Annotated in this window: 17 protein-coding genes and 1 pseudogene; 5 read left to right on the top strand and 13 right to left on the bottom strand. The window is 37.7% G+C overall.

All coding sequences use genetic code 11. The features are described 5' to 3' along the window. Positions 1 to 33: 33 nt before the first annotated feature. The 9 genes and pseudogenes from AC5JMK_RS10500 to AC5JMK_RS10460 all read right to left on the bottom strand — a co-directional run bounded on the left by AC5JMK_RS10500 (position 34) and on the right by AC5JMK_RS10460 (position 8,394). Entirely contained in the window at positions 34 to 513 is a 480-nt protein-coding gene (locus AC5JMK_RS10500; protein ID WP_495910026.1) for a class I SAM-dependent methyltransferase, read from the bottom strand. 125 nt (positions 514 to 638) lie between these two features. After that, entirely contained in the window at positions 639 to 2,120 is a 1,482-nt protein-coding gene (locus tag AC5JMK_RS10495) for a DUF1802 family protein (RefSeq protein ID WP_495910025.1), read from the bottom strand. Positions 2,121 to 2,201: 81 nt separating this feature from the next. Then, positions 2,202 to 3,984, bottom strand: a pseudogene (locus tag AC5JMK_RS10490) (hypothetical protein). Positions 3,985 to 4,113: 129 nt separating this feature from the next. Continuing rightward, a complete protein-coding gene (locus AC5JMK_RS10485; RefSeq protein ID WP_495910024.1) occupies positions 4,114 to 4,785 on the bottom strand; it encodes a hypothetical protein in 672 nt (223 codons plus the stop codon). A gap of 246 nt (positions 4,786 to 5,031) precedes the next feature. Next, positions 5,032 to 6,015 carry a malate dehydrogenase gene (mdh, locus tag AC5JMK_RS10480; RefSeq protein ID WP_495910023.1) on the bottom strand — a complete coding sequence of 328 codons (984 nt, stop codon included), beginning with the start codon at positions 6,013 to 6,015 and terminating at the stop codon, positions 5,032 to 5,034. Between the two features lie 18 nt (positions 6,016 to 6,033). Next, positions 6,034 to 6,249: an NAD(P)H-quinone oxidoreductase subunit O gene (locus AC5JMK_RS10475; protein WP_096674976.1), complete on the bottom strand. Its 216-nt coding sequence runs from the start codon at positions 6,247 to 6,249 to the stop codon at positions 6,034 to 6,036. A gap of 130 nt (positions 6,250 to 6,379) precedes the next feature. Beyond that, positions 6,380 to 7,222 (bottom strand): DNA-formamidopyrimidine glycosylase, encoded by an 843-nt coding sequence (locus AC5JMK_RS10470; protein ID WP_495910022.1) that lies wholly within the window; start codon positions 7,220 to 7,222, stop codon positions 6,380 to 6,382. A 172-nt stretch (positions 7,223 to 7,394) separates the two neighbouring features. Beyond that, positions 7,395 to 7,613, bottom strand: coding sequence for a photosystem I reaction center subunit IV (locus AC5JMK_RS10465; protein WP_096674978.1), 219 nt, complete (start codon positions 7,611 to 7,613; stop codon positions 7,395 to 7,397). A 226-nt stretch (positions 7,614 to 7,839) separates the two neighbouring features. After that, a complete protein-coding gene (locus AC5JMK_RS10460; RefSeq protein ID WP_096674979.1) occupies positions 7,840 to 8,394 on the bottom strand; it encodes a DUF2808 domain-containing protein in 555 nt (184 codons plus the stop codon). 226 nt (positions 8,395 to 8,620) lie between these two features. On the opposite strand from AC5JMK_RS10460, the gene AC5JMK_RS10455 reads away from it, so the two are divergent. Further along, a complete protein-coding gene (locus AC5JMK_RS10455; protein WP_096674980.1) occupies positions 8,621 to 9,106 on the top strand; it encodes a hypothetical protein in 486 nt (161 codons plus the stop codon). Between the two features lie 44 nt (positions 9,107 to 9,150). Here AC5JMK_RS10455 and AC5JMK_RS10450 read toward each other — a convergent pair whose 3' ends face one another. Beyond that, positions 9,151 to 9,444: a TMEM165/GDT1 family protein gene (locus AC5JMK_RS10450; RefSeq protein ID WP_096674981.1), complete on the bottom strand. Its 294-nt coding sequence runs from the start codon at positions 9,442 to 9,444 to the stop codon at positions 9,151 to 9,153. A gap of 150 nt (positions 9,445 to 9,594) precedes the next feature. Continuing rightward, complete coding sequence (locus AC5JMK_RS10445) at positions 9,595 to 9,993, bottom strand: TMEM165/GDT1 family protein (RefSeq protein WP_096674982.1); 399 nt, start codon at positions 9,991 to 9,993, stop codon at positions 9,595 to 9,597. 523 nt (positions 9,994 to 10,516) lie between these two features. On the opposite strand from AC5JMK_RS10445, the gene AC5JMK_RS10440 reads away from it, so the two are divergent. Next, positions 10,517 to 10,762, top strand: a complete 246-nt coding sequence (locus tag AC5JMK_RS10440) for a hypothetical protein (RefSeq protein ID WP_096674983.1) — start codon at positions 10,517 to 10,519, stop codon at positions 10,760 to 10,762. Between the two features lie 301 nt (positions 10,763 to 11,063). After that, a complete protein-coding gene (locus AC5JMK_RS10435; RefSeq protein WP_096674984.1) occupies positions 11,064 to 11,501 on the top strand; it encodes a DUF6918 family protein in 438 nt (145 codons plus the stop codon). An 80-nt stretch (positions 11,502 to 11,581) separates the two neighbouring features. Here the strand turns inward: AC5JMK_RS10435 and AC5JMK_RS10430 are convergent, their stop codons facing one another. After that, positions 11,582 to 12,058, bottom strand: a complete 477-nt coding sequence (locus AC5JMK_RS10430; protein WP_096674985.1) for a hypothetical protein — start codon at positions 12,056 to 12,058, stop codon at positions 11,582 to 11,584. Positions 12,059 to 12,857: 799 nt separating this feature from the next. On the opposite strand from AC5JMK_RS10430, the gene AC5JMK_RS10425 reads away from it, so the two are divergent. Beyond that, a complete protein-coding gene (locus AC5JMK_RS10425; RefSeq protein WP_096674986.1) occupies positions 12,858 to 13,274 on the top strand; it encodes a KGK domain-containing protein in 417 nt (138 codons plus the stop codon). Between the two features lie 194 nt (positions 13,275 to 13,468). Then, the gene (locus AC5JMK_RS10420) at positions 13,469 to 14,371 is read left to right on the top strand and encodes a carbohydrate ABC transporter permease (protein WP_096678807.1); all 903 of its coding nucleotides are present in this window, start codon (positions 13,469 to 13,471) and stop codon (positions 14,369 to 14,371) included. Between the two features lie 48 nt (positions 14,372 to 14,419). On the opposite strand, the gene AC5JMK_RS10415 is transcribed toward AC5JMK_RS10420, so the two are convergent. Beyond that, positions 14,420 to 16,234, bottom strand: coding sequence for an autotransporter domain-containing protein (locus AC5JMK_RS10415; protein ID WP_096678809.1), 1,815 nt, complete (start codon positions 16,232 to 16,234; stop codon positions 14,420 to 14,422). Between the last annotated feature and the right edge of the window lie 422 nt (positions 16,235 to 16,656).

The raw sequence follows: 16,656 nt of genomic DNA, 5'->3' as shown, positions 1-16,656 counted from the left end.
TTCCATGTCCTCTCTTAAGTTTTTTTGTATGATTTATTTTTTGGAAGTCCCTAAGAGATAGGATGCAGGAGACTGTTCACTATTGTTGTTGATAGTGACGAAACGACCTCCCGGTTTCAGGTTAGCGAATATGTGCTGGCAAATTTTGAGTGCTTGTTCTGGAGTTTGGCAATAATTTAGCAAATATGAAGCTACCACCAAATCAAAGCTACCAATTTTACCTAATTCGAGGACATCACTAAGGATATATTCGACACCTAGCGATTCTCTGGCCTCCTCTTGTGTCGCTAGTTCAATCATTTTTTCCGAAATTTCTACCCCGATAACCCGTGTAGCGCCTTTTCGTTTAAATTCTCGAGAATAAAATCCTTCTCCACAAGCTAAGTCGAGGATGGACTTTCCAGTCACATCACCAAGCAAATTCAAATATGTATATGTCTCAATGTGTAGACGAAATGGCAATTCTTTAGATTTTTTATACTGCTGGGCAATGGTGTCATAATCAGTTGCCATTTTTTACCACGCTGAAATTACACTAACTCACTTAATAATTAGTTTATACCTTTTTATAGGTATGATTTTTAGATACAGTTGATTGCCATTAAATTTTGAGGATAGCGATCATTTACCTTAATTCTTCACATATAATTGTTTCTGATTGGTAAATCACGCAGAAAATAAAAGCGATCGCTCTTCCAATTACTTCCTTTTATTCGTCCCAAGTAACCTGTTAAGGGTGATGAGAGTTCGATAATAATTTCGTGCATTTCCTCGATTTTTAGCGGTTGTGGTGGTTTGGAACCAAAATAAACACCATATAATGTCTCAACTCCGGTGTTATCTGAACCTGTGTTTTCTAGATAAGTTTTAACAAGTTGGACAAGGTGCGATCGCAAACTAATTTCTCTGTTAACTTGGTCTATATATTTGTCAACTTCCTGATCAGATTGACCTGCTTTTAAATATTGTTTGAGTTTAAATAAGTCTACTGAGTTTTGATAAGTGCTTTGTAATTTGACAAGCTTCTCTAATGTTTCCGGGTTAATAATAGCCATATCATGTACTTTTGCAGCATCTTGCAGTTGAGTTGTTGCTTCACCAGGGCCAATAATTAATTTGGTTGCTTGTTTGAATACTTCTTGACTTTTTAAACGTAGTGTTCCCAAATTCAATAATTGTACTGCGGTATCGTTAGGAATTTTTTTACCAGCTTTACATTCTCCAACTAAAGAATAAGGCTGTGAACAAAATATGTCTATCCCACCAGCACCACCTTTATGAAAATAATCAACCGTAAAGCCTAAAAATTCTAGACTCTGACGAACTATGTTTTCAAAATCTGTTCCAGCTTGGTAGTTGCTTTTACCTTCGTCTAGTTGTTTACTGCGATTACCCAAAGCTGCAATATTATTGATCCAAGTTAAATGTGAATCTGCTTTGATGCTAGGCGATTTACTACTCCAACCCAAAAATACTTTAATATCTTCCTCTAATGCTCTAGCTGCTGAGTTGGCGATCGCAAAAGAGGCTAAATTACTCTGTAATTCTTCCAACTCAGGATGTAGGGGTGGTTCGAGTTTTTCAAGTTGGTGTTTACGTTTAAGAAAAATGCGATCGCTCAATACAGGATTTGCATCAGTAACACTCAAAGGTTGTGGTAAAGCAACAAACTGGCTGTTTTGCTTATGTTTAACAGATATTTCTATTGCTTTTGGCAGTTGATAAACTCGTAAATACGCTATGAATATGTTTTGCTTTTGTGCAAGTATGCTTTGTAAGGCTTGTTGAGTCCAAATTGTTAGTGAAGATAAAGCAGCTAATGATTCAGTATGATTAATAATTTGGCAGAATTCGCATTTTGCCCAAGCTTGAATTGTAACTGTATCAGAAACTAAGTGCGATGATTGTAAATGTGCGATCGCACTATGAGCAATAGGTAAAAAACTTGAGCAATAATATTGCTCAATTGTCAGTGGGATATTAATAAATTCTGTAGGATAAAGAGCAAACTGTTGTCCAGGATGGATAAAATATCTGGGTAAAGCAGTAATTATTCGTCCTTGTATTAATGCTTCAATATCAGGAACAGGTAGACACAAATTTATTGAAATTTTAGCCATCTAATTTATTGAAATTAGCAATATCGATTTAAAACTAATGTCATCAGTAAAATCAGAAATAATTTGAGGAGCATTCATAGATTAATCATCAGTTAAATTATTAGAGTTTTGACTAGAAGGTTCACTGATGATTTCTCTAATTAATTGATTATCAATTGCTAATTTTTGTTGTTTCATAAAATCAAACACTTCTGCTTTTGTTAGCTTATCATCTTCGCTATGAACAAGAAAATAAATAGCTAAAAGAGGTTTTATATCTTGAGTTTGCAGCTTTACCTGTTTTCCACCTTTTTGCTGTAAAAGTATTTTCAAATTATCTTTTGCAACTTTTGCAGACGGACTAATTTTCTTGGAACGCACTAAGCAACCCCGTGTTAAATCAAACTTTTTGTATTCTATTAAGCGCTTTAATGCTGCTCCTACATAGCTACCACCAGATTGTTGTATGACATCTACTCCTATTTTGACTTTTCCTTGATTACCCACAATTTTAAAATCAATAAAACCTTTATCTGCTGCATTAGTTTTAACGTCTTCTACAGCTTCAATCGTAACTTGTTCTACTGTTTCTCCAATTAAGCTACTGAATGCAATCCTCAGTGAATTGGCAATTTTTCCTTCATCTTCTAACAGTGAATCAATCTATAGAGCCTTCTAGTTTAGCTAATTCTTGTTGGAAATATGCTTCTACAGGATGTTTATTATCAGGAATAAAATTATCTGCACACCATTTTAAAAGTGACCTAACAGTAGGTTTAGTTTTGCCTAGAGTTCTTAGTTTAGCTTCATTAAATGGGTATAGAAAATGTGGTGGAATTTGTTTATACTCTTCGTAAAAATCTTGTAGCCATTGATGCACAACAGCAACAACATCATCGGAATTTAAATATTTTAATGCTATAGGCTGTCTATCAGATTGGTCACTAACTAATCTATCAACTACTGCTTCAACTTGTGGTAAACTCCTGATTTGATAATTCCAAGTATCAGGATACATTGCTAGTAACAAAACGCCTTTTTTGAGATTATTATACAAATCCTTCGCTAGACTGGCGACAATTTGTGCTGCGGTAAAACCGTTGTCAGCAATATCAGCAATATCTAGTTCATCAAAGCAAATAACAGGAATTTTATAATCACTGGTAATTTCCAAAATTTGCCGAACAAATTTTAATGATTCAGCTTCTATATCTTCTTTTTTGTGATTTGGTAAACCCATGTCCTCAGCTTGTGTAGGTGCTAGTTCAAATCCAGATAGCCAGTAGTTTGCATAGGTACTATGGGCAGAAGATAATGTCCACAAAATCGCTTTAATTATGTAAGGATTCGTGATTTCTGGTTTGGATTTTATAATTATTTCTGTTAAAATATTAACTACTTTATTTGAAGATTTAATCAACCAATTAGGAAACCCATTAATATACTGTTGTGGTGTGTAGTTCCAATGTTTGACTTCGTTAATTAAAGCTGCGGCTATTTCTTGCCATTGCATAATCTTTTGAGTAGTAAATGCTCTTAAGCTAGAAGCGACTGTTTGTAAAAATTGATATTGAATTTGATTCAGGTTATCATATTTACTCATGTATATAAATAAAGTGCCATTTTCTGCTTGTATGCGGTGGCGAATCCGGCTAATAATATGACTTTTTCCTAGCCCTCTTTCAGCAGTAATTGTGATCCCGACTGTTTCACGCTGTCCCTTACGAATTTTTTCGATAGCATCAAACACTGCATTAGAAGCATGAGCATTAATAGAAGCTACATCAGGAAAACTTTTTCCCCAAATCTGGGATGGTCTAACAACAAAATTTCCTGAAAAGGGATTTTTTTCTCTAATTAATTCATCAATTTTGCTATCTGTCATTGTTTTACTCAGTGAAAAATAAAGTTTAAGTATAGAGATTTTTTCTATTGAGATAATTTCACTCTCACCATAAACTTTAAGGACTAAACCCCTGACTATGAGCTTTAATTCTCATACTCAAAATAAACTTTATACTTTCAAAAGTTTGGCGTAGCAGCGTAACCCATCGAGTTCTGTAGTAATTGAGTCTTCTATCTTATCTGGTGCGCTATCTTCAACGCTTCCACCTTGCAGTTGCAAAATATCATTAGCCTGCATTTCTAATAGCCATTCTTTAAAATCAGAACGACTAACTCGTTCTCCTATCTCACGACGAATCCGATAAATTGGAACGAGATGATTATAGCTATAATCATTGTTTAGCTTTTCATATACATCTAGCGCTATTTTCTCAAACTCTTCGTAAGATTGAACCCCACTTTTTACTCCATTAGCTGGTGCAAATTTACCAGTATCATCCATTTCTCGTATCCACTTCAGCAGCGCATTTGCAGTCTTAGCTCCTATATTAGATTCATACTTAAACTCAGGGTTTTTAAGTCCCTCATGTAGCATCTGTAAGCCCTTACTTGTGAGAAAAACAGTCTCTGCTTTGTTTTTCTTTGCTATTTTGAGAACCTCTGCTTTTTCTAATTCCTGCAAAATGCTTTTATAATCTCCACTTTTTTCACTACTGCGTTTGGCTCGATCTACTACTTCTGTTCTCTTAACTTCCTGCTTCTCTCCTCCCAAGTCCCACAAAGCCAAAAGTATACGAGTTTGTGCTTGGGTAACTTCTAAATGATTATTTAGTGATTTCATATTGAGTATTAGAAATTACTCTTAAATTTTAAATAAAAATATAGTTGCTTGATGGTAATTTTACTGAAAATTTATGTTAAGTTTAGAAAAAATAAGTGTATTTATAAATAAAAAAACAATATTTACTTCCATTAAGAAATTAAGATGCGGATTTCTCAAAAGTAAGAAATCCGCATCTAGTCTGCGTAGGCTTGCTCTACGGGCGTCTATGTTTATGTAGCCGCGAATTATATTCGCTCTTGTTTTTCAAAAATTGGGATGCTCTTTCAAAATCTCCTGCGCTCGTTCAATATTATTCTGCACCGATTCCGCCGATCTATAGAGAGCAGCTCTTTCCTCATCACTGAGATTCAATTCCAATACACTTTCAATTCCGCCACATCCCAACCGACAGGGAATACCGATCGCCACATTTTCTAAACCGTATTCTCCCTGAAGAGACACAGTTACAGGTAATAAACGCGACTGATTTAATAAAATTGATTCCACCATCATGCAAGTAGCAGAAGCTGGAGCAAAAAACGCACCACCTGTGTGCATCAGTTCGACAATTTCTGCACCACCGTGACGCGTGCGTTCTACTAAACGTTGAATAGTATCTGTATCTAGCAATTCTGTCAGGGGAATACCGTTGACAGTGGCAAAACGCGGCAAAGGAACCATCAAATCACCGTGGCTACCGAGTACCATCGTCTTGACATCACCAGGCAATACTCCCAATTCCATCGCAATGAAAGTTTCAAAGCGGGCCGAGTCTAACACGCCTGCCATACCCATGATGCGATCGCGTGGTAATTGTGTAGCTTGCCATGCCAAATAAGTCATCACATCTAATGGATTGGTGACGACAATAAAAATCGCATCTGGAGAATGAGTGATCGCTTGTTTGGCTGCATCCACAACTATCTTGGCATTTGTCTTTAATAAGTCATCCCGACTCATACCCGGTTTACGAGGAAACCCTGCTGTGATTACCACAATCTCCGAACCAGTTGTATCGGCATAGTCATTAGTACCGATAATCTGACGGTTATGCATTTCAATTCCCCTCGCCTCCATCAAATCTAGCGCCAATCCCTGGGGCATTCCTTGAACAATATCCAACAACACTACATCAGCAAGATTTTTCTCCGCGATGCGTTGGGCAAGGGTACTGCCAACTCTACCAGCACCAATAACGCTGATCCGGGGCGAGTAGCACACAATGGAGGAGGAAAGGGGATTATACATAAATTTTTACTTAGAATTCTACTTAAACTCTTCTAGTTGATCTAAACGTAACCAAATATTCGGCGTTGGTACTTTGCCAAACTTGACAAAAGCATAATCACCTTTGACATCTACAATTTCGCCTTTACTGTCAAACAAATAATCAGGAAAACGAGTATCACTAGCTTTGGCTTCTACACTATTTTCCAACTTCTCACGAATAACCCGAACCATATCTCCACGTTTTACAGGCATATATTCCCCTCGCAAGTGTATCGATTGCTATACAGGATTCTATCTTGGGAAGTGTGTTTGTTGTTTGGAATTATCAACCATGAACTACTGTAGGGGTGCAAAGCCTTGCATCAGTACCAACCACTAAAAACTATCGCTGACATTGCAAACAAAAATGACTGGATCTGCCAGCTAACTTTGTCCGTTGAATAACATTTCCACAAACACGACAAGGTTCGCCAGTACGGTTGTAAACCCATGCGACACCACCGTAATTACCATTAACGCCCTTAACGTTGAGGAAATTACTAAAAGTGGTTCCACCCGCTGCGATGCTGGTTTCCAAGACTTTAATTATTTGCGATCGCAACTTTTCGATTTGTTCTGGCTGCAAATCTACACACATTGTTTCTGGTAATATGCCACTCATAAACAATGCTTCATCGGCGTATATATTACCTAATCCCGCAACTACAGATTGATCTAGTAAGGCAGTTTTGATCGGACGACGCCTGTTTTTGAGTTTCTTGGCTAGATAATCAACTGTAAATTCTGGTGAAAAGGGATCTGCTGCTAGTTTTGCTAAACCTGTAATAATGCTTTCTGGGGTTTGAGTTGGTGGTACCCACCACATTTGACCAAAGGTACGCTGATCGACAAAGCGCAATTCCCACCCATTCTCAAAAAATAATCTCACCCGCGTGTGCTTATGTAAAGATTCATCTTGATTCAACCACAATAATTGACCAGTCATGCGGAGATGAACACCCAAGTAAGAGGTGTGGGTAGTGCAACTAAGTTCGGCGAGGAGATATTTACCGCGACGGTACCAAGTGGCGATCGCACTTCCTTTAATTTCGCTGACAAAATCATCTACTGAAACCGGATAAGCGATCGTGCGATGCAGCAGCACGTCTCCACCCGTGATTTTTTGGTTGAGGGTCAATTGATTTAAACCCCGCCGGACTGTTTCAACTTCAGGCAACTCAGGCATCTAAGCTAATTATTGACAACAAACATATTCTGACAACTACTGTGATTTTTTGGCAGACATTAAAATCGGGAGTAGTCAACAGCGAGTATTGAATCAAAGTTTTGACTCTCTACCCTCTTGCCACTTACTCCCGAAAATCACCCCATGAAGTTTTTCTAGAAATTTCTACACTTTAGGCTTTTTTAGCTTTTGCCTTTGGTGCTTCAATCTCTACTAACTCGTCTTGAGCAAAGTTATTTGTGTTAACGCCAGCATAATTCACTCTCTCAAAGCGAACAATGACTGGGTATCTGATTGTGCTACTTTGCTCAACAGATGCAACAGTACCTACATCTTGAAACCAGTAGGACTCTGGACGAAGAACACGTACTTTAGAACCACGTTGAACCATGAGTTTCTTCCTTTTTTCTTATCAATTGCCAACGTATTAAGGCTAATTGATTTCACTGTAGCTGAGTAGTGTCTCCCAAAGATAGTTTGTTAAGTTATTTGTCTGATTAACAGGCGGTACAACATGGTGACGGCTTTGGCACAACAACGTGAGAAGGAATTTAGTTACAGTTCGTTGCCCTAGCCTGAGTTTAAACGCCCGCAGTGAGCGATCGCGTTTTTGTAATTTACAGAAAATCGGGGCTATAAAATTGCAAGCGTCCGTAACCAAGAAATTGCCCATAACTTTTCTCACCCGCAGGAAAAGCTTTGACACCAAACAGATAAACCCCACTCACTCCTGGATTCTGCACGGGTTTCAAACCAATAGTAATAGTTTTACCTGGTGATATTGGTGGATCAAATGTCAGTGAGACTGTTCTCGTTTTGCGCTCGCTTGTCGCGTCTTTAATTTGCAGTTTTTCTCCTTTATGGTCAGGCGTACCGACAAAAACGACGGTATCTTCTAGGTTAAAGCGAACCCGGTCTACTCCTTCGTGCTGGTTAATTGTAATTTTTTGTAGTGGTTCTCCAGCTTTTTGGGGCAAATCAATTGTGAAATAATAGGTTGCACCCCAAGCATATGTTGTTTTGTAAGTAGTAGTTGCTCCTTCGAGCGAAGGAGGTTGCACAAAATATACTGTACCGTCTCTTAGCTGTACTGCTTGAGATTTGAGGACAGCATCTGGTGCGATCGCTATAACCAAAGTTAGTGCTGTACCTAATAAAAATGGAAAGCGCATTGCTTGATTTGACTGTAGTTAAGTTAGGTTATAAAACTACGTTAAAGTTTGATTTTTATTATTTATTTTATTTTATCTAAGACTTTTCAAACATCTTCTCAGGACTTAGTACGTAAGTATATATACTTTTTTACAAATAAATGTAAAAGATAATTGAAATTAGTTGTCAAATTACCTTGTTAAGTTAGAAACTAGAATTATAAATACAAGCAATCATTCATTCACTATGAATACTGTTTCTAGCTTCGGGTTTAAACGTCCGATTTGGCAATCTATTGTGATACTGACTTTAGGCTTCTGGCTTAGTGCTAGTTTGCTTTTAGACTGGGTTATTATGCCTAGTCTTTATGTGTCTGGCATGATCACACAAGCCAGTTTTGCCACAGCAGGCTATGTTATTTTCTGGAATTTCAATCGTATAGAATTATTGGCTGCTGGCTTAGTATTAACTGGTGTCTTAGCTCTCAATCAAACCCAGTCTAAGTGGCGCTCTGGTAGCCTGATTTTATCGGTATTATTGTTAGCAATATCATTCACTACTACATATTGCTTAACACCAGAAATGTCTGCTGTCGGAATGCAACTAAACCTGTTTCAGACAACAGCAGAAGTACCAGGCAATATGAATTTATTGCATGGTAGTTATTGGCTGTTGGAAGTTATCAAATTGGTAGCTGGTGGTACGCTTTTAAGTTGGTGCTGGCGGCAATAAAATTTGTAGAAACGCACAATACACCGTATACATATGTGCGTCTTCTACAACTCATCTTGAGAAGCTTCATTGTTAAACCACAGCAAGCGTACAGCAAGTACAGCAAATCCCACAGCAGCGATCGCTTTTAACAATCTTGTCGGTAAAAATTCTGCCACAGCTCCACCTGCTAATGCTCCTAACAAACTAGTCAAAAGTAACGCACCAGCAGTTCCCAAGAAAACAGCACGAGGAGATTGGCTACGACCAGAAAGAGCGATCGCAGCTAGCTGACTTTTATCACCTAACTCAGAGAGAAAAACTGTAATAAAAGTTAATCCTAAAAGATGCCAATTCATAAATTTTGTTGATTGTTAGTTATTAGTTGGTAGGGGCTTAGACGCGCGTAGATGTGGCTGGTGAGTAATTTAATCAATGTTTAAGTTAAGTTTACCAATGACAAATGACGACTCTCACCAAGTAATTTCAGTGTCTCGACCCACTTAACTCTAATGAATTACATCCCAAAATAGCATTACGGAAATCAACAGCAGCATTACTCCGGCTGCTTTTTCTACGGTTTTTGGAGAAAGACGACTAGCAATCCAACTACCTAAAAGTACACCTAACAAGCTAGTGGTAATCAGTGCTGCTGCGGAACCGAGAAAAACAACCCACGGTGAATGTGATTCTGCACTCATTAGTAAAGTGGATAGCTGTGTCTTATCACCGATTTCCGCTAGAAAAATAGTTAAGAAAGTAGTGACGAAAATAGCTACAGGTGGTTGCTTTTGAGCAGAGTCGGCAACAGCAGGTGATGGTGAAGTAATGTTTTCTGCTGTTTTTTGCTGGCTTTTAGAATATAGAGATGTGCTAGCGGCACTTACAGGTAGGGAATCAAGTTTCACAGGCAGTATTTTTATCTAATTGTTTTTCATATTCTTCTCATTTTCTCAGATTGTTGTTACATATTGCAACCCTGCAAGGAGAAATATTGTCTTTCACTACATCTGCCATAGGGAATATTGTCCTATAGTGTGGGTTGCGGTGCTTCTGAATTGGCGCGATCGCTAAATGCATTTCAGATGTATCGCAAGGTAATAATTTTGAGTTAGTTGATATATTTGATGGAAAACTTGGCGGTTGTGAGTATGGTGTTCATTAAACAGACATCATAATGAGAGCCATGTGTTCACTCATCAGCATTCAAAAAAGTCCTTTGTAATTATTAAACTCATAAAGTTCTCAATAAATACTCGTATTATTAGGGAATTTATTGTATTCTAGTTTGGCTGAATCAAGTTTTTCATATCAGACTTTATAAAAACTTTTTGTAGTTTCTTGTGAAAATTTATAAAAAGATCACATTTGTCTGGTTATGAATTAATAGTCACTTGTTCTTTTATCAATCTGTAAACTTCAAAAAATCAAATGGATACACAACTAATAAAACTCATTGAAAAGCCTATTCTCAAAGAAGTAGAAAACACAGAGCAACCAGAACCACAAAACTTTCCCAACGTTAGTGTTGATATTGAAGAAGAAAATTTTGACATCAGTTATCAAGAACCTAATTATATTTCGGTACGTGATTATCCGGTAGTCCAATCGGTTGGCAATTCAGGATGGCAAGCTTCTGATATTTGGCGCGATATTAGAATAGACAATTTCTGCTAGTGAATACAATTGCTACAAGTCCAGGTATTCGTGGTGTGCGATCGCCTGGACTAAGCTAGTACCGCCACCTTGAAAGTCACGCATTCAAAACCACTCTATTTTATGGCTTTGACCTTTTATAAATGGTAGGTTTATTTCCGCCATGCTGTACTAGCAGAGATCTTTAGCTCTCTATCTGCCAAGTTATAACTAAAATCTATGTAAATTCTCCATTTCCCATATCATTTTTTATAATTTCCTGCTAGCTGTGGAAATGAGTGGAATGGAAATCAAGTAGTTTGACAATAAATTTAGGAGTGAAATGAAACTTAGCGACGGACTGTTGGACTCAGACAAAAAAGCTATGGTTGTAGAAGATTGCTGCAACATGATAGAAGCGCAACTTGCTTCTAAATCAGGTATAAGTGGTATGGCTTTGAAAACAGCCTTCGCCGCTCTTAAAGGAGTCAAACCAGGGTATATTCCTTATGTTGTTGAAATGATTTTGCCACAGTGCTTTGAAGCACTTGATCCCATCTGGAACGAAGGCGTAGACAAAGGCGATCCAGTTGGATATTTGGTTGCAAGCCGCGATCGCACAGCAAACGCACTATTGAGCGTCACTGATGAAAAAGCCAAGAACGTCAATCGCCCAATCGTTCGAGGAACTTATGAAAAGCTTCGTGGTTCAGCCAAGCAACACGTAGAAGAAGCAGTACCAGACTTAGCCAAGGTAATCGACAAATACACTGAGGCATAACTGAGAAAATAGGACAACATCTAAAAGTAGGCTACCGTTCAACGTTTCTCGGTAGCTCTACTAAATTCATAGCCCTGAAATTACTGCTCAGTGGGTAAAGGTGAAGTTGGGGAATTTAATGGAATTTCCTGTTGTGGATCTCTTACCTGCCACTCACATCTTCTTTCATTTGGTTGGTTGTAATTAATTGCCATCGTGAAACTGCGAGATTGAGCGCTATTGTTGCGGAGATTTACAATCGCCTCTGTGTAGTTTCCACCTGCAACTGCTGTCCATTGCAAAGTATTAGTCGCGTTAGGCTGATCGGGAACGAAACGCATTTTATACCTGACTTCCTCTAAGGAATCACCAGGGCGGACGAAAACTAAAGCTTGAACAATATCTGCTGTCCGTTGTAGGAGATCGGCAGAAATAAAGCTACAACTGTTAGCAGTATCTCCTTTAACCAGAGCTAAATATGGCCGATCAATTAAAGACTCTACTTGTTGGGCTTGCGCGTCAAGCTTAGAGAAGAGGATAAACGTAACAGGCAGTATCAGAAAAATAGATTTTCTCATAGTTCTGTTTAAAATTTAACTAAATACAAGTAAGTAGTGATTAGAAGTTGTTTGAAAAGTGATTGGCTGTGACTTTAGGCACTAATTGATCCCCCCTAAGCTCCATTACAAAGGGAAATAGAATCAAAGTTCCCTTTTTCAGGAGATTTAGGGGGATCTCAAAGTATTTGATACATCATGAAGGACTTTTCAAACATCCTCTTAACCTCACGTACTTTGATGTAATTCTCTAGACATATTTCATTTTCGCTAAAAATCAACTTTTTGTATACTAGATCATCCAAGAGATATTTAGCAAAATAGTCTTTTTAGTAGATGTTTGTACTGGATAATAGCCATACATTGAAAGCATTAATTATTACTTAATTTCTAGAGCAACAAAGGAGCTTTATATGCTTAGTGCTGTCATTTTTTTGGCTGGTTACGCTGTAATATCGACACTTTTTATCTCTAGTGTCGAATAAAAATCAATACTCTAATTTTCATTTCTCTGCTTCTTGTATCGATATCTCTATCTCTAATTGTAATTCGTACTTCTGTTTCACCTCGGTTGCTTTCGCCGAGGTTTTTTTGGAGTATGTGCAACAACGTAAATATTTTTAATTTTATTATATATATAATTCGCGGCGACACACACATAGACGCTCTACGGGCGAACAATCAAAAGTCAGATTATGAGGTTATTTTCTCAAATTTTTAACTAAATTGATGTCAGCTAATTAGCAGAATATCCTAGAAGTTGTATTTAAATTATGGTGGTTAGCGTCCATCATAAATCAACTTCCTCTATTTATCTGATATGAACGACAAAATTATACCTCTAGATTGTGATGATGTTATACTTTTAGGAAAAGATACATTTAAAGTAAGTAGATTAAAAGAGTTAATAGAGAAACAAATTAGACATAGATTACAGCGACGAGTTTATGAATCTAATACTCTTGAACCCGGCGTTTCAATGTTGGAGTTATTTAATTTAATATCTTTGGGAGAACATCATATTAAACTTAGTGAAATTCAATTTAATTATGCTATTAATTGCCAGGTACTAAGAATTGGCAGCGAAGGTTGGCGGAAAGGCAAGCTTAATATTGAGGTGTGTATATTGTCTCTTAACCCCAATCTCAATCAAATTTACTTGGAATTTCATCCAGAAGAATTTATTGAGTATGATTCACTTTTAGATGATATTTGCAAAATTATCGCTGAAAATTAATCACATCACCCTGTAATTCGAGATAATTTATAAAGGGAGCATCCCAAATGTTCAAAAAACTCGCTGCGATTGAAATCGCAGTCTCATAGCTAAAGTCTGCTTAAGCAGACTGCTTGATCTATTTGAGTCGTATTCATACGACTTGTGCTATGAGCAAAGGGTTTAAACCCTTTGCGATCACTGGAGATTTTTTCGTGTTTGAAGCCAGAAGGCGACGGCGTAAAGCTAGAGGGAATATTGCAGAAGATTTGGCTGGGTATCTATTTATGATCCCTGCTATTTTGGTTTTACTAACTTTTGTAGTTTTACCAATTATTTGGGCAATTTTCCTATCTCTACAAAAAGTCCAACTTCTTGGCGGTATTCAATACGAGTTCATTGGTTTTCGCAACTTTACGCGCCTGGTGGAAGATGAACGGGTTTGGATTGCCCTCAAGAATACCGTGGAATACGTTGCTATTGTCGTACCCATGCAAACTATTTTGGCATTAGTTCTGGCTGTGACTCTCAATTCTGGTATTCATGGAAAAAACTGGTGGCGCATCCTTTACTTTTTACCCACAGTTACTTCTTCTGCTGTGTTGACGCTAATTTTTATGTGGATCTACAACACAGATGGATTACTTAATGATTTTCTTGCTTTTGTGGGACTACCTACTTACAACTGGCTAGGTGATCCAGCTGTAGCACTCAAAGGTATTATGATCATGAATATCTGGTCAACAGCACCTTTTTACATGGTCATCTATTTAGCAGCGTTACAAGATATTCCCCAACCACTCTACGAAGCGGCGGAATTAGATGGTGCTAATGACTGGCAAAAGTTTATTTACGTTACAATTCCTATGCTCAAACCTGTTACCTTTTTTGTAGTAGCAATGGGGATAATAGGGACATTTCAGCTTTTTGACCAATCTTATATATTCTCAAATGGTAATGGCGGCCCCAACAATGCTACCTTAACCGTAGTTTTACTAATATATCAAGCAGTATTTCGTAACTTACAAATGGGGTATGCAGCCGCGATCGCTTTTCTATTGGCGACAGTCATCATTATAATTACATTGTTGCAAAGGCGACTTTTTGGCGGTAACTAGCACAAATGGTCTTTATACGACTCAAATAAATCAAGTAGTCTGTTTCAGCTAAAATTGATAGCGAATCTCTCCCTTAATGACATTGTTGCTAAAATTTTCTCGCCCCAGCATCACTTCATAGTCGATCGCACCTGTAAAATTTTGAGAAAAAAGTATCTGTGTTCCCGCACCCAATTTAAAATAATCACGATCAGATTCATTTGTTTGGGCGTGCATCGGTACACCTGGTTGAGTCACAAGTTCTGTAGTAATGATGCGGTGTGTGGGTGCAAATTGATATTCATAACTGGCGTGGATATTCGGTATGATGGAACCAATTTTAGTCTTAACCGTTACAGCAGCTTGTGCGCCAACACTCAAAATTAATGATTCTGCTTGTTGATCATCTACTTTCATATTCAGACTACCCGCACCTGTTTCGGTGTAACCATTGATATTGACGCGATCGTATTTCAAGCCAAGGGTGGGGCCATAAGAAATATTACCTGATCTGGCAATGTAACCACTGTCGATATTTACCGAAAACTGTGTCCCATCAGTATTAGCTTTAGCTTTGCGGTGATCGAAATCAATTTGGCGTTTGATATCAAAGTCATTATTACCGTAGCTAATCACAGCATTAGTGTAGAAGTCTTTCTCAACATAGTTGCTATAGATAGAAACAGCATAGCCATCAATTTTGATGTCACCTTGATTTTGATGCAGGTCAGTTTCATGATTAACAACACCCAATGCTACTCCTACAGCAAGTTGATCTGTGACACTGTAATCAATGCCTGCGCTGACACCACCTGTTGTATAGTCGTAATCTGGATACTCATCAGAATGCTGACTACCAAGATTGACATCACCGTTAACGAATACACCCCAGCGATCTGTTGATTGTGTTTGCGAAGTATTTTGCAGTGCTAACAAACGATCATCGATCAGCTGCGCTTGTGTTTGGGCTATATGCAAGGCGATTTCCGCTTGTGGGACGATCGCTGCTGGAGCATTCAACACAGCTTCAGTGTATTCTGCTATAAACTGGTGTCCGCGATCTGTAGGATGAACTTGATCCCAAAATAAATACTCATCAGGATTAGAACAAATTGTACCTGCTTGTTGATCAAAACAAGGGTCATTTATATTTGTTAAACCATATCGCTCAGGCTGGTCAATAACTTCGTTAAATAAAGCATTAATATCAAGAGGAACAATGTTTATGTTGTGGTTTTTGGCTATTTCTTGAAGAGCAGAATTTAAGTTAGTATTGTGACTTTTAATTAAAGCAGTGGTGGTGTCAGCAGTACCTTGCGATCGCTCTTGTGGAGTTTTGCCTAAATCTGGTAAGTTAGGCACAATAATATTACGAGCGCCTTTATTAATTAGTGTTGTAATCGCATTAGATAAATTATTGACTACTATTTGTGTATTGGTTGCTCTTTTTTCTGTTGGCTGAATTAGGTAATCATTAGCACCAGCCCATAAAATAAATAAAGCATTCGGACTAGGGTTTATTGGTGCAGAAGTAAAATCGTTGATTTGAGATGACAAAGATGGAAGGGGTATGATTAGTGATTCACTCAGGACATTAGTATTTCCAGATGTGGAACCACCAACAGCATAATTAGTAGTTTTATTCGCATCAATATTTAAGTATGAACCTAATACTTCCACCCAAATCGGCCCATTAGAAAAACGCCCTTTAAAATAAGGTGGACTCAGGGGAATTGTACCTCCTGTGATTCTATATAGGTTGCCATTATCAGATAAACTATCACCGAAAATAAAAAGTTGATCGTAATCTCCTGCTAAAGCTTTGAAAGGTAATAAATTAGATACAACAGAAAAGGCGATCGCCACTGATATTTTTTTGCTCACACCATTTTTTATCAAAATATTTGGCAAATTCTACTAAATTTCCCACCAGTAACGCTCTAGCAAATTATTAAATTTTCTTTTAAGTAATGCAAAGATTAGGTGTTATAGCATTCCTAGATTATTTGTAAAAGACAAGATCCCCGACTTCTTATAGGATGCAGCTGGCGAATTAGGGGTGACACCCCTCATCAACGATTTTTCGTCATTCCACCAGATGTAGAGACGCGTAGCAAAATCCCGCAGGGTAATTTCGCGTCTCTACAGGGTCTGTATTTGTATCAGATTTTTTGTGAAATGGTATTAGCTATCAGACGGCGATTTCAATAGCAAGCGGGTTTTTTGAGCATTGGGGATACTTGTGAAGCTAATTTCCAACTCAAAAACCTGATTTCCAACTCAAAAACCTGATTTCCAACTCAAAA

The sequence above is a fragment of the Pelatocladus sp. genome (assembly GCF_059505505.1).
The sequence above is the reverse complement of the archived record's forward strand: the minus strand, read 5'-3'. Positions and strand labels throughout refer to the sequence as shown.

Bases quoted from the DNA above. Each gene is read 5' to 3' on its own strand.
- AC5JMK_RS10500 (WP_495910026.1), bottom strand. From the start codon at position 513: ATGGCAACTGATTATGACACCATTGCCCAGCAGTATAAAAAATCTAAA.
- AC5JMK_RS10495 (WP_495910025.1), bottom strand. From the start codon at position 2,120: ATGGCTAAAATTTCAATAAATTTGTGTCTACCTGTTCCTGATATTGAA.
- AC5JMK_RS10485 (WP_495910024.1), bottom strand. From the start codon at position 4,785: ATGAAATCACTAAATAATCATTTAGAAGTTACCCAAGCACAAACTCGT.
- mdh (WP_495910023.1), bottom strand. From the start codon at position 6,015: ATGTATAATCCCCTTTCCTCCTCCATTGTGTGCTACTCGCCCCGGATC.
- AC5JMK_RS10475 (WP_096674976.1), bottom strand. From the start codon at position 6,249: ATGCCTGTAAAACGTGGAGATATGGTTCGGGTTATTCGTGAGAAGTTG.
- AC5JMK_RS10470 (WP_495910022.1), bottom strand. From the start codon at position 7,222: ATGCCTGAGTTGCCTGAAGTTGAAACAGTCCGGCGGGGTTTAAATCAA.
- AC5JMK_RS10465 (WP_096674978.1), bottom strand. From the start codon at position 7,613: ATGGTTCAACGTGGTTCTAAAGTACGTGTTCTTCGTCCAGAGTCCTAC.
- AC5JMK_RS10460 (WP_096674979.1), bottom strand. From the start codon at position 8,394: ATGCGCTTTCCATTTTTATTAGGTACAGCACTAACTTTGGTTATAGCG.
- AC5JMK_RS10455 (WP_096674980.1), top strand. From the start codon at position 8,621: ATGAATACTGTTTCTAGCTTCGGGTTTAAACGTCCGATTTGGCAATCT.
- AC5JMK_RS10450 (WP_096674981.1), bottom strand. From the start codon at position 9,444: ATGAATTGGCATCTTTTAGGATTAACTTTTATTACAGTTTTTCTCTCT.
- AC5JMK_RS10440 (WP_096674983.1), top strand. From the start codon at position 10,517: ATGGATACACAACTAATAAAACTCATTGAAAAGCCTATTCTCAAAGAA.
- AC5JMK_RS10435 (WP_096674984.1), top strand. From the start codon at position 11,064: ATGAAACTTAGCGACGGACTGTTGGACTCAGACAAAAAAGCTATGGTT.
- AC5JMK_RS10430 (WP_096674985.1), bottom strand. From the start codon at position 12,058: ATGAGAAAATCTATTTTTCTGATACTGCCTGTTACGTTTATCCTCTTC.
- AC5JMK_RS10425 (WP_096674986.1), top strand. From the start codon at position 12,858: ATGAACGACAAAATTATACCTCTAGATTGTGATGATGTTATACTTTTA.